The sequence below is a fragment of the Bacillus sp. FSL R10-2780 genome (assembly GCF_038006125.1).
Lineage (GTDB): Bacteria > Bacillota > Bacilli > Bacillales > Bacillaceae_G > Bacillus_A > Bacillus_A cereus_U.
Genome location: NZ_JBBOUQ010000001.1, coordinates 3,603,945 through 3,616,875, shown reverse-complemented (window position 1 = coordinate 3,616,875; position 12,931 = coordinate 3,603,945). Strand labels below are relative to the sequence as shown.

Genomic DNA, 12,931 nt, shown 5'->3' with positions numbered 1-12,931 from the left:
GGGGGATAAAATGGAGTTTTTAGATGTTTTGAGAAAGAAAAATATGAAGGTGAGAGAGTTTCAAAAGTGGGGCATATACTTTAGAAAACGCTGGGAGGACCACTTTGCAAACCATTTAAGTGATGAAGAAAAAGAAGACATTTTTCTTCATGGAGATAAGTATGCTTGTGGTTACCTATGGCACATATTTAGTTATGAAAAGAAGAAATGTTTAGAAGGTGAAGGAGCAGAGAGTATATTTCATAATGAAGTGAAAAAGGATTGTTACATATTCTATCAACATTGTGATGATGTACTGCTAATAAAGGATGCACGTTTATTACATATGGAGGATATATTACGGGAAACAGACGATGCGTTTAAAGGTGATATCTATATTGTAGACAAAGACTTTACTTGGACCTTTGTGAAAACGCACGAACATAGATGGTATGGCCCTTATTTTACAAGGGAAAACTGGTAAGATTGTTAGTAGGTATACAAGTATAAAGAATAGAATAAATTGGTATAAGAGTTTGCATGTTACTTGCGTTTATTATCTATTAGCGTATGATTAAATATATATGTTAAAAGGATGTGTAAGGAAATGAGATGGATTGTATCACTTCTTGTAAATAGCGTTGTGTTAATCGCTGTATCCGGACTTTTAAAGGGGCTTGCACCAGACGCATTTTACATAGCAAATATACAAACTGCAATTATTGCGAGTATTATATTGGCGATTTTAAACGTATTTGTAAAGCCACTTTTAATTTTAATTACGCTACCAATTACTCTTGTAACTTTCGGTTTCTTCTTAATCGTTATTAATGCGATTACGTTAAAGATGACGGATTCATTATTAGGGGACGCCTTTAATATATCTGGATTTGGTGTAGCGATTGTTGCGGCGATTTGTATTTCGATTTTTAATATGATAATTGAAAAAGTAATTGTTGAACCATTACATGAAAAAAAGAGAAAATGACAAAAAGAAAAACATTTCATGATTCATATGAAATGTTTTTTTCTATTTATTAGAAACCATGTTTCTTGTTTCCAGAAAAAAATGGTACAATATCCGATAGAATGGAATTTTACATCAAATGAGACTGAACCCGCAGCGGAGTGGAGGTTTATACATATGCCGAAAGTAAGGACAAAAGATTTAATTGAACAATTTCAATTGGAGTTAGTAAGTGGTGAAGAAGGGATTCATCGTCCGATTGATACGAGTGATTTATCACGACCTGGAATTGAAATGGCAGGATTTTTTACATATTATCCAGCTGATCGTGTGCAGCTTCTTGGAAAAACGGAGCTTACGTTCTTTGATACGTTAACGACAGAGCAAAAGCAAGAGAGAATGAAAGCGCTTTGTACTGAAGAGACGCCTTGTATTATTGTAACTCGTAATCAAGATGTACCGGATGAGTTATTACAAGCATCACGTGAATCAGGCGTGCCTTTATTACGTTCTGCTCAAACGACGACGAGATTATCAAGTCGTTTAACAAACTATTTAGAAGGTAAGTTAGCGCCAACAACAGCTGTTCATGGTGTGTTAGTAGATATTTATGGCGTTGGTGTTTTAATTACAGGTCAAAGTGGTGTCGGGAAAAGTGAGACAGCGCTTGAACTTGTAAAGCGTGGTCACCGCCTTGTTGCGGATGATAGCGTAGAAATTCGTCAAGAAGATGAAGACACATTAGTAGGAAGCTCACCTGATTTAATTGAGCATTTATTAGAAATTCGTGGTCTAGGTATCATTAACGTAATGACGTTATTCGGTGCAGGGGCAGTACGAAATTATAAACGTATTACGCTTGTTATTAATCTTGAAATTTGGGATCAAAAGAAAAATTATGATCGCTTAGGTCTTGATGAAGAGAAGATGAAGATTATTGATACAGAACTTACGAAGATTACACTTCCAGTTCGTCCTGGTCGAAACTTGGCTGTTATTATTGAAGTAGCAGCGATGAACTTCAGATTAAAACGTATGGGAGTCAATGCGGCACAGCAGTTTTCTGAACGATTAATGAGTGCGATTGAGTTAGGAAATCAAGAGTAGACTCTGGAGAGGGAGGTCATATATATGCTGTTAGGTTCTGTACCACAGCTTGACCGTATAGCAGTCCAACTCGGACCGTTCCCTGTTTATTGGTATGGGGTTATTATCGGTACAGGTGTGCTATTAGGTCTTTGGCTAGCAACTCGCGAGGGAGAAAGGCTTGGTATTCACAAAGATACATTTATCGATCTTGTATTAATTGCAGTACCAATTGCGATTCTTTTTGCGAGAATGTATTATGTCATTTTTGAATGGGAATATTATTCGCAAAATCCGAGTCAAATTATTAATATTCGTCAAGGTGGTTTGGCGATTCATGGTGGTTTAATCGGGGCTGTTATTACAGGGATCCTTTTTGCGAAACGACGCGGGCTTTCATTCTGGAAGTTAGCGGATATTGCTGCGCCGAGTATTTTACTAGGACAAGCAATTGGCCGATGGGGAAACTTTATGAACCAAGAGGCGCATGGTGATGAAGTGACGAGACAGTTTTTAGAAGGTCTTCATTTACCGGATTTCATTATTAATCAAATGTACATTGATGGTGTGTATTATCACCCAACGTTTTTATATGAATCATTATGGAACTTTGCAGGTGTTATTTTACTACTCGCGTTACGAAAAGTGAATTTACGCCGTGGTGAATTATTCTTCACATATTTAATTTGGTATTCAGTGGGACGCTTCTTCGTAGAAGGTTTGCGTACAGATAGTTTAATGCTAGGACCACTTCGTATTGCACAAGTAATGTCTATTGGAATTGTTGTTATTTCTATCATTTTCATTATTGTGAGACGAAAAATGGGGCAAGCTGATAAAAGATATTTAGAAAATTAGAGAAAAGTAGCATCTTATATAAGATGCTGCTTCTTTCATATTCAGGTAATGAAAGGATTAAGGACGATGAAAATAAATACAGTGTTATTTGATTTAGATGGAACGTTAATTAATACAAATGAACTTATTATCTCTTCTTTTTTACATACGTTAAATCACTATTATTCTAATCAGTATAAGCGTGAAGATGTATTAGGATTTATCGGTCCATCTTTGCACGACACTTTTAGTAAGATTGATGCAAGCAAGGTTGAAGAGATGATTACATGTTATCGTCAATTTAATCATGAGCATCATGATGAATTAGTGGAAGAATATGAAACTGTATATGAAACGGTTCAAGAATTGAAGAAGCAAGGTTATAAGATCGGCATCGTTACAACGAAAGCGAGACAGACGGTTGAAATGGGATTAAAGCTTTCGAAACTTGATCAGTTTTTTGATGTTGTCGTGACGATTGATGATGTGGAACATGTGAAACCACATCCAGAACCACTTCAAAAAGCATTGAAATTATTAGATGCAAAGCCAGAAGAAACATTGATGGTTGGTGATAATCATCATGATATCGTCGGTGGACAAAATGCAGGTACGAAAACAGTAGCGGTTTCATGGACATTGAAAGGTAGAGCATATTTAGAAGCGTATAAACCAGATTATGTGCTAGATAAAATGAGTGATTTACTACCGATTTTGTCCCGTATTAATGGGTAGTAAGATTCCTGCCTGTAAATGCTTGATTGATGAGAGTTAGTAATCAGTGGGGAAAAGGGTTCCTACCGGTTAAAGTGTCACTTTATATAAGTAGAGGAGAGAGTTCAGTGCGACGGACAACGCGCTATCCTGTTTCAGGAGAAAATTCATTGTGGAATGTGTATAAAACAGTTTCTTTTTGGAAGGTAATGAAAAACTTTATTATCATCCAAATCGCACGTTACACGCCATTTTTATCCGTGAAGAATTGGTTATATCGCACGTTTTTACGGATGGAAGTAGGAAAGAAAACGTCGTTTGCACTTATGGTAATGCCAGATATTATGTTTCCAGAAAAGATTACTGTGGGAGACAATTCAATTATCGGCTATAATACAACGCTTTTAGCGCATGAATATTTAATTCGTGAGTATCGACTCGGAGAAATCGTCATAGGGAATGAAGTTATGATCGGAGCGAATACGACAGTTTTACCAGGTGTGACGATTGGAGATGGTGCTATCGTTTCTGCAGGCACACTTGTCCATAAAGATGTACCAGGCGGCGCTTTCGTAGGCGGAAATCCGATGCGTATTATTTATACGAAAGAGGAAATGCCTACTAGAGAAGGTTGATGTTAAAAATGTAACATTTCTCTTCTCTTTTTATGAATAAAAAGGAAATATTTGATTATAATATACTGTTTTGTTTTTTACGGAATCGTTTATACTTATAGATAGAAGAATGTGTGAGCGAAGAAAACAAAAAACTGGAGGATATATGGGGAAAAATCAAAGAATATATAAGGAGAGCGGACAAGTTATCTCTTTTAATCAATTAGCGGACTTCTTTTATAAAAAAGGGATGAGGGCTTATAAAGGGCAAAAATTGCAAGATGCAATTAAATATTTTCGAAGAGCGTCACAAAGCGAGAAGGAGCCATTTATTTTATGCCAACTAGCAATAGCATTATCTGAATCTGGTGAATATCAAGAGTCGAATCAGATATTTCTAAAGCTTGTTAGATCCAATCCTGAACTTGAGCAATGCTATTATTTTATTTCAAATAATTATGCATATATGGGCTTGTTTCAACAGGCGAAGAAGTATGCAGAGCGATATTTAGAAGTTGCGGAAGAGAAGGAATTCGTAGAAGATACATTAGAATTGCTTGAGATTATGGAAGAAGAAGCAATGGGTGCGGAAGAGATTGAGGATGAAGATGAGCTAATTGTTATGCAAGAAGAAGCGAACCGCTACATTCGTAACGGACAATTAGAAGAGGCGATTGCTACACTAGAAGTTGTTACGAAAGAATATCCAGAATTTTGGTCGGGCCATAATAATTTAGCGATTGCACATTTTCAATCAGGTAATGTAGATCAAGCGCTTAAGTTAACAGAAATGATTTTAGAGAAAAGTCCTGGTAATATGCATGCGCTTTGTAATACGCTTATTTTTCTATATTCAATTGGAGAGCATAAGCAAGTAGAGTCATTAGCAGGGCAGTTAGTTTCGGTATATCCAATTTCATTTGAGCATCGTTTGAAACTTGGAACAACGCTTGCAACAATTGGTCATTTTGAACCTGCATATAAATGGTTCAAAGTATTAAAGCGTCAAGGATACGAAGGAGACGTTAGTTTTTATTACTGGTTTGCATACTCTGCGTATATGGTGAAGGAACAGCAAGTAGCTGAAAAAATGTGGCAACATGTTGTAGAATTGCATCCTGATAAAAAAGGAAAAGAACCGTGGAATGCACTGAATTTAGCAGATGAAGGACAAAATCTTTTATTTGAAGAGTTACGAAAATCATTTCAGAAAAGTACGACGCTAGAAGAGAAAATGCTAGCTTTATATTTAATGAATGAATTGTCAACACCAGAGAAGGTTGGGTTCTTCTTTGATGTAACGCAAGCGAAAAATGGTGTTCCAATCGTATCGCAACTTGCAAAATATTTCTTTTTACTTAATAGTCATAAAAGCATCCCAGCTGATTTACAGCAATTTGAACAGTGCGTACGAATCGCGGATGCATTATACAATTATACGAAAAAAGACGATGAATTAATCGAAGAGTGTTTAAATTTTTGGTTTTGTACGTTCATACGTTTATATACATCTGGAGCGACTTTTACAAATGTGTACGGTTGGTCAGCGGCAATTGAATATATTGTGCGCGGCGAACAAAGAAATAAGATGACACAGGCAGAGCTTGGTGATGTATATAATGTATCTGTAGCGACTGTACGAAAGTATGTGCAAGCTGTTAAGCGCACGCACACGTAGGGTAGGCAAATCATTGGGAAAAAAATGATGCTAACAGTATAATGAGGGTAACTTAATGTGTATGAATGAATGGGAGTGAATAGTGTGTCAGAAGAAAAAATTTATGATGTCATTATTATTGGTGCAGGACCAGCTGGTATGACAGCTGCGGTATATACATCTCGTGCGAATTTAAGCACACTGATGCTTGAACGTGGTATTCCAGGTGGACAAATGGCAAATACAGAAGATGTAGAGAACTATCCAGGTTATGAGTCTATTTTAGGACCAGACTTATCAAATAAAATGTTTGAGCATGCGAAGAAATTTGGTGCTGAATATGCATACGGTGATGTGAAAGCAATCATCGATGGTAAAGAGTACAAAACAATTATTGCTGGTAAAAAAGAATATAAAGCACGTGCAATTATCGTTGCAAGCGGTGCAGAGTATAAAAAAATTGGTGTGCCAGGTGAAACAGAACTTGGCGGCCGCGGTGTATCGTATTGTGCAGTATGTGATGGTGCATTCTTTAAAGGGAAAGAACTTGTTGTTATTGGCGGCGGAGATTCTGCTGTTGAAGAGGGTGTGTTCTTAACACGCTTCGCATCAAAAGTAACAATCGTTCACCGTCGTGACACTCTTCGTGCACAGAAAATTTTACAAGATCGTGCTTTCCAAAATGAGAAAGTAGATTTCATTTGGAATCACACTATAAAAGAAATTAACGATGCAAATGGTAAAGTAGGAAGCGTAACACTTGTAGATGTAAACAGCGGAGAAGAACAAGAAGTTAAAACTGACGGCGTTTTCATATACATCGGTATGTTACCACTATCAAAACCGTTTGTTGAGTTAGGTATTACAAACGAAAATGGTTATGTTGAAACGAACGAGCGTATGGAAACGAAAGTTCCTGGTATTTTCGCAGCTGGTGATGTTCGTGAAAAAATGCTTCGTCAAATTGTAACTGCAACAGGTGATGGTAGTATTGCAGCACAAAGTGCACAGCATTATATAGAAGAGTTAGTAGAAGAATTAAAAACTGTAACAGAAAAATAAGGGGTAATATACCTTTTGAGAAGAAAGCTACCGATAGGAGCTTTCTTTTTTTGTGGAAATGTCAAAGTTTTGTCAAAAACAATTAGGATTATAAGATTTCTTATTGATATACTGGACTTTACGGAAAAAATCACTATAAGAAATGAGGAATTTATTCAGTATGGAATGGCGTAATATATATCGTGGATTTTGTATGGGCGTTAGTGATTTAATTCCTGGTGTGAGCGGCGGAACAATCGCTGTTGTGTTAGGGATTTATGAACAATTGCTCGCAGCAATTAGCGGATTCTTTAGCCGTGAATGGAAAAAACATTTAGCGTTTTTAATCCCACTTGCAGCTGGTGTAGCGGCAGCTTTTCTAACGTTAAGTCACGTTATTAAATATTTATTAGCAAATCATTATGAACCGACTCAATTTTTCTTCCTCGGTTTAATTATTAGTATATTACCGATGTTAATGAGAGAAGCTGATGCAAAGGCAACGTTTAAAGGTAGTCATATTGCCTTATTAATAATTGCAGCAATTCTTGTTGCAATAACAGCATTCTTTAAACCAGATAAGGCAGCGGATCCAATTACGACGTTAACAATTTTAAATGCAATTGGTTTATTTTTCGCAGGATGGATGGCTAGTATGGCTATGCTTCTTCCTGGAATTAGTGGATCGTTTATTTTATTAATTATTGGTGTGTATCCAACAGCAATTAACGCTTTAACTACACTCAATTTACCGTTAATCGTGGTTATCGGTGCCGGTGTGATGGCCGGATTTGTTGTAAGTAGTAAAGGAATTAGTTATTTGTTAGATCGTTATAAAAGTATGACATTTGCGGCAATTATTGGGCTCGTTATCGGGTCGATTGTCATTGTGTTCCCTGGCATTCCGACTGGTGGCATTTCAATTGTAAGTTCAATTATTACTTTTATTTTAGGATTTGCGGTTGTTACTTATTTCGGTAAGAAATAAGTGTTTTAATCCCCTTAACGATTTTTATCGTTAAGGGGATTTTTATGTATTTTTCATGGGAAGTAAGGCATTTTGATTGCTTGTTATAGAAAAAATTTTTACAATTGCTTAGCGAAAGGGGACTGGCACCTTCGTTGTAGCAAACTGTTTTTGATAGTATAATGAAATGAGTATGCAGTGAGAAATTTTGCTGCAAGTAGCTGAGGTGAAGAAACATGCAAAGAGTGACAAACTGTGTGTTAATTAGAGATAATGAAGTACTCTTACTCCAAAAACCTCGCCGAAATTGGTGGGTTGCACCGGGCGGGAAAATGGAGCGTGGTGAGACAGTAAGAGATACCGTTGTTCGCGAGTATCGTGAAGAAACAGGTATTTATTTAAAGAATCCAGCATTAAAAGGGGTCTTCACTTTTGTCATCCAAGAAGGTGATAAAGTTGTTTCTGAATGGATGATGTTCTCCTTTTTAGCAACAGATTTTGCAGGAGAAAACAAATTAGAGAGCGAAGAAGGCATCATTGGTTGGCATACATTTGATAAAATTGATGATTTAGCAATGGCACCAGGAGATTATCATATTATTGATTATTTAATTAAAGGGAATGGTATAATCTACGGTACATTTGTATATACCCCAGATTTTGAGTTGCTTTCATATCGATTAGATCCGAGTTAAACCTGCAAGGAGAGGATACGATGACAGAGAATAATGATATAAAAATGGTAATTATTACAGGGATGTCTGGAGCTGGAAAAACGGTAGCGTTACAAAGTTTTGAAGATTTAGGATATTTTTGTGTAGATAATTTACCACCGATGTTATTGCCGAAGTTTATTGAACTTATGGCAGATTCAAAAGGTAAAATGAATAAAGTAGCACTCGGTATTGATTTACGTGGCCGAGAGTTTTTTGAATATTTATGGGGAGCACTTGACGATTTATCAGAACGTACATGGATTATTCCTCATATTTTATTTTTAGATGCGAAAGATAGCACACTTGTAACTCGTTATAAAGAAACGAGACGTTCACATCCACTTGCGCCAACTGGCTTGCCGTTAAAGGGAATTGAAGCTGAGCGTGGTCTATTAACTGATATGAAGGCGCGAGCGAATATTGTGCTTGATACATCTGATTTGAAACCGAAAGAATTACGAGAGAAAATTGTTCACTTATTCTCAACAGAAACTGAGCAAGCATTTCGTGTAAATGTTATGTCATTTGGATTTAAGTACGGAATTCCAATTGATGCTGATTTAGTATTTGATGTTCGTTTTTTACCAAATCCATATTATATTCCACATATGAAGCCATTAACAGGACTGGATGAAGAAGTTTCGTCGTATGTGTTGAAATTTAATGAAACACATAAGTTTTTAGAGAAATTGACGGATCTTATCACTTTCATGCTGCCTCATTATAAAAGAGAAGGTAAGAGTCAACTTGTAATTGCGATTGGATGTACAGGTGGGCAACATCGTTCTGTTACGCTTACAGAGTACCTTGGGAAACATTTGAAACCAGAGTATAGCGTTCATGTATCTCATCGTGATGTGGAGAAGAGAAAGGGCCATTAAGGGATGAAAAAAGAGAGAAAACCTAAAATTGTTATCATGGGAGGTGGAACTGGACTTTCTGTTTTATTAAGAGGTTTAAAACAATACCCTGTTGATATTACAGCGGTTGTAACAGTAGCCGACGATGGAGGCAGTTCAGGTAGACTACGTGATGAGCTAGCAATTCCACCTCCAGGTGATATTCGTAACGTACTTGTTGCGTTATCGGATGTAGAACCATTAGTGGAAGCTTTATTTCAGCACCGTTTTACAACTGGGGACGGACTGAAAGGGCATGCTTTAGGAAATTTACTATTGGCAGGTATGACTTCGATTACAGGAGACTTTTACCACGCGATTACGGAAACGAGTAAAGTATTAAATGTCAGAGGACGTGTATTACCAGCAGCGAATCAAAGTGCGGTACTTCATGCAGAATTAGAAGATGGAGAAATTGTAACAGGTGAATCAAAGATTCCTTATTTCGGGAAGAAGATTAATCGTGTCTTTTTAACTCCAGAAGATGTAGAACCGTTATGTGAAACGTTGACGGAAATTAAACGAGCTGATTTGCTTGTTTTCGGTCCAGGAAGTCTGTACACAAGTATATTACCGAATTTAGTTGTTAACAAAATTGGAGATGCTGTTCTTGCTGCAAAAGCGAAGAAGGTATATGTATGTAATGTTATGACGCAAGCGGGCGAAACGAAGGGTTATACTGCGTTTGATCATGTGCAGGCGTTACATGATCATTTAGGTAAACCATTTATCGACACTGCGATTGTAAATAATCGTGATATTCCTCGTGAATTACGTAAGTTATATGAGGAAGAAATGTCGGAACCAGTTGCACTGGATACAGATCGTTTTGCTGAACATAATATCGAAATCATTCAAGAGCGATTAGCGAAATATGATGAGCGTGTTGTAAGACATGATACATTAAAGTTAGCTTCTATTTTATATTCATTGTTATAAATGTGCGTTGCCTCGTTTGAGGTAACGCTCCTCATTCATATAGGACAAGATTTTTGTTCCCAAGTAATAGTATAAGGAGGTGTTGACTGTGTCATTTGCATCAGAAACAAAGAAAGAGTTGACCAACCTTGAAATGAAGGAATGCTGTGAGAAATCAGAATTATCGGCGTTGCTTCGAATGAACGGATCGCTTTCTTTTTCAAACCGTCGCCTATCTATCGATATTCAAACGGAAAATGCAGCAATTGCAAGAAGGATTTATACGCTCTTGAAAAAAGGATATGATGTGACGGTAGAATTACTTGTTCGTAAAAAAATGCGATTGAAGAAAAATAATGTATATATCGTGCGGCTTGTTGAGAAGTCTCGCGAAATATTAGCAGATCTTCACATTGTTCGAGATGACTTTTCGTTTATTCGAAATATATCGCAGGAATTAATCGAGAAGAAATGTTGTAAACGATCGTATTTACGCGGTGCATTTTTAGCAGGTGGTTCGGTAAATAACCCAGAAACATCATCTTATCATTTAGAGATCTTTTCGTTATATAAGGAACATAATGATTCTATATGTGAACTGATGAACGGATTTGATTTAAATAGTAAGACGTTGGAAAGAAGAAAAGGGTACATTACGTATTTGAAAGAAGCTGAGAAAATTACAGAATTTTTAAATATTATAGGTGCTCATAATGCACTTTTAAGATTTGAAGATATTCGAATTGTTCGCGATATGCGTAATTCGGTAAATCGTTTAGTTAACTGCGAAACAGCTAATTTAAATAAAACAATTGGTGCAGCGCTAAGGCAAATTGAGAATATCCGCTATATTGATGAGACCGTTGGGCTTGATATTTTGCCAGATAAATTAAGAGAAATTGCACAGTTACGAAGAGATTATCAAGATGTAACATTGAAAGAGTTAGGTGAGATGGTATCCGGGGGGAAAATTAGTAAATCGGGTATTAATCATCGTTTGCGTAAAATCGATGGAATTGCAGAGAAATTACGCGCGGGGGAAACGGTAGCAAAAAAATAAGAGGTTAAAGGGGAAATGGAGCTGTGGTTCAAAAAGTGGTTAAAGTTGCATTAAAAAACGGCTTACAAGCACGTCCGGCTGCGTTGTTTGTACAAGAGGCAAATCGCTTTCATTCTGATATTTTCATTGAGAAAGATGGAAAGACAGTTAATGCAAAGAGCATAATGGGGATTATGAGCTTAGCAATCGGAACTGGTAGCATGATTACAATCACAACAGAAGGTTCAGATGCAGAAGAGGCTTTGGAAGCATTAGCTGCATATGTACAATAAAAGGCTATCGCGAATGTGCGATAGCTTTTTTTATTCTGCTATTTGTGAGCAGCTTGGCTGGTGTGGTAACGAATGATCGGTGGGGTATGCGCTGCCCTTGTACATAATAAAAAAAGCGCCCTGTTGACAGGGCGCTTCCGCTTTTAGTTATATCCAGCTCCAGCGGCTAGAATCTCCGGTCGTTTCGCCCCTTCATTCGAGGCAAAAAGCGCCTCGGAATCAGGGGCTCCAACGCCCTGCGATTCTAAACGAGCCGCTTCCGCTTTTAGTTATATCCAGCTCCAGCGGCTAGAATCTCCGGTCGTTTCGCCCCTTCATTCGAGGCAAAAAGCGCCTCGGAATCAGGGGCTCCAACGCCCTGCGATTCTAAACGAGCCGCTTCCGCTTTTAGTTATATCCAGCTCCAGCGGCTAGAATCTCCGGTCGTTTCGCCCCTTCATTCGAGGCAAAAAGCGCCTCGGAATCAGGGGCTCCAACGCCCTGCGATTCTAAACGAGCCGCTTCCGCTTTTAATTTATTAACGACTTGTAAAGATCTTATCGATTAAGCCGTATTCTAGAGCTCTTTCTGCTGTCATGAAGTTGTCGCGGTCTGTGTCGCGTTGTAGAACTTCAAGTGGTTGACCTGTGCGGTCAGCAAGAATTTGGTTTAATTTTTCGCGTAAGAATAGGATGCGTTTTGCAGCGATTTCGATTTCAGTCGCTTGACCTTGTGCACCGCCAAGTGGTTGGTGAATCATTACTTCACTGTTAGGAAGAGCGAAACGTTTTCCTTTTTCACCTGCTGCAAGTAAGAATGCACCCATAGATGCAGCCATACCGATACAGATTGTTGATACTTGTGGTTTAATAAACTGCATTGTATCGTAAATTGCCATACCAGCTGTGATAGAACCACCAGGGCTGTTGATATAGATGTGAATATCTTTTTCTGGATCTTGAGATTCCAAGAATAAAAGCTGGGAAACGATTGAGTTTGCTACGTTGTCATCAATTGCGCTACCAAGCATAATGATGCGGTCCTTTAATAGTCGAGAGTAAATATCGTAAGCGCGTTCTCCACGATTTGTTTGTTCAATTACTGTAGGAATTAAATTCATCTGTTATTTCCTCCTTTGAAAGCTTTATTAGTTTATAATACAATTATGGTCAATAAAGGTCAAACGAAACCACTTTAAATCAAAAAAATATGTAGTTGTATCATG

General features: G+C 37.5%; 15 protein-coding genes. 14 read left to right on the top strand and 1 reads right to left on the bottom strand.

Annotated elements, in window-relative coordinates:
- Positions 1-10: 10 nt before the first annotated feature.
- The 14 genes from NSQ47_RS19035 (at position 11) to NSQ47_RS18970 (ending at position 11,727) form a co-directional block, all read left to right on the top strand.
- Positions 11-463 carry a DUF4275 family protein gene (locus NSQ47_RS19035; protein ID WP_341037663.1) on the top strand — a complete coding sequence of 151 codons (453 nt, stop codon included), beginning with the start codon at positions 11-13 and terminating at the stop codon, positions 461-463.
- A gap of 123 nt (positions 464-586) precedes the next feature.
- A complete protein-coding gene (locus NSQ47_RS19030) occupies positions 587-967 on the top strand; it encodes a phage holin family protein (protein WP_002112828.1) in 381 nt (126 codons plus the stop codon).
- Positions 968-1,123: 156 nt separating this feature from the next.
- Entirely contained in the window at positions 1,124-2,053 is a 930-nt protein-coding gene (gene hprK, locus NSQ47_RS19025; RefSeq protein ID WP_002016091.1) for an HPr(Ser) kinase/phosphatase, read from the top strand.
- 24 nt (positions 2,054-2,077) lie between these two features.
- Positions 2,078-2,890 (top strand): prolipoprotein diacylglyceryl transferase, encoded by an 813-nt coding sequence (gene lgt, locus NSQ47_RS19020; RefSeq protein ID WP_002034719.1) that lies wholly within the window; start codon positions 2,078-2,080, stop codon positions 2,888-2,890.
- 66 nt (positions 2,891-2,956) lie between these two features.
- Entirely contained in the window at positions 2,957-3,604 is a 648-nt protein-coding gene (gene ppaX, locus NSQ47_RS19015; RefSeq protein WP_016106605.1) for a pyrophosphatase PpaX, read from the top strand.
- Between the two features lie 107 nt (positions 3,605-3,711).
- Positions 3,712-4,218 (top strand): acyltransferase, encoded by a 507-nt coding sequence (locus NSQ47_RS19010; RefSeq protein ID WP_002159900.1) that lies wholly within the window; start codon positions 3,712-3,714, stop codon positions 4,216-4,218.
- Positions 4,219-4,363: 145 nt separating this feature from the next.
- Positions 4,364-5,875 (top strand): tetratricopeptide repeat protein, encoded by a 1,512-nt coding sequence (locus tag NSQ47_RS19005; protein ID WP_002159901.1) that lies wholly within the window; start codon positions 4,364-4,366, stop codon positions 5,873-5,875.
- An 84-nt stretch (positions 5,876-5,959) separates the two neighbouring features.
- The gene (gene trxB, locus NSQ47_RS19000; RefSeq protein WP_002089563.1) at positions 5,960-6,916 is read left to right on the top strand and encodes a thioredoxin-disulfide reductase; all 957 of its coding nucleotides are present in this window, start codon (positions 5,960-5,962) and stop codon (positions 6,914-6,916) included.
- 160 nt (positions 6,917-7,076) lie between these two features.
- A complete protein-coding gene (locus NSQ47_RS18995; protein ID WP_002016085.1) occupies positions 7,077-7,883 on the top strand; it encodes a DUF368 domain-containing protein in 807 nt (268 codons plus the stop codon).
- Positions 7,884-8,098: 215 nt separating this feature from the next.
- Positions 8,099-8,557, top strand: a complete 459-nt coding sequence (locus tag NSQ47_RS18990) for an NUDIX hydrolase (RefSeq protein ID WP_002124062.1) — start codon at positions 8,099-8,101, stop codon at positions 8,555-8,557.
- A gap of 20 nt (positions 8,558-8,577) precedes the next feature.
- The gene (gene rapZ / locus NSQ47_RS18985; RefSeq protein ID WP_002016084.1) at positions 8,578-9,459 is read left to right on the top strand and encodes an RNase adapter RapZ; all 882 of its coding nucleotides are present in this window, start codon (positions 8,578-8,580) and stop codon (positions 9,457-9,459) included.
- Between the two features lie 3 nt (positions 9,460-9,462).
- On the top strand, positions 9,463-10,416 hold the full coding sequence (locus tag NSQ47_RS18980; RefSeq protein WP_002159904.1) for a gluconeogenesis factor YvcK family protein: 954 nt from the start codon (positions 9,463-9,465) through the stop codon (positions 10,414-10,416).
- An 88-nt stretch (positions 10,417-10,504) separates the two neighbouring features.
- Positions 10,505-11,455: a DNA-binding protein WhiA gene (gene whiA, locus NSQ47_RS18975; RefSeq protein ID WP_002159905.1), complete on the top strand. Its 951-nt coding sequence runs from the start codon at positions 10,505-10,507 to the stop codon at positions 11,453-11,455.
- A gap of 23 nt (positions 11,456-11,478) precedes the next feature.
- On the top strand, positions 11,479-11,727 hold the full coding sequence (locus tag NSQ47_RS18970; protein WP_002144903.1) for an HPr family phosphocarrier protein: 249 nt from the start codon (positions 11,479-11,481) through the stop codon (positions 11,725-11,727).
- Between the two features lie 517 nt (positions 11,728-12,244).
- Here the strand turns inward: NSQ47_RS18970 and clpP are convergent.
- A complete protein-coding gene (gene clpP, locus NSQ47_RS18965) occupies positions 12,245-12,826 on the bottom strand; it encodes an ATP-dependent Clp endopeptidase proteolytic subunit ClpP (protein WP_002159906.1) in 582 nt (193 codons plus the stop codon).
- Between the last annotated feature and the right edge of the window lie 105 nt (positions 12,827-12,931).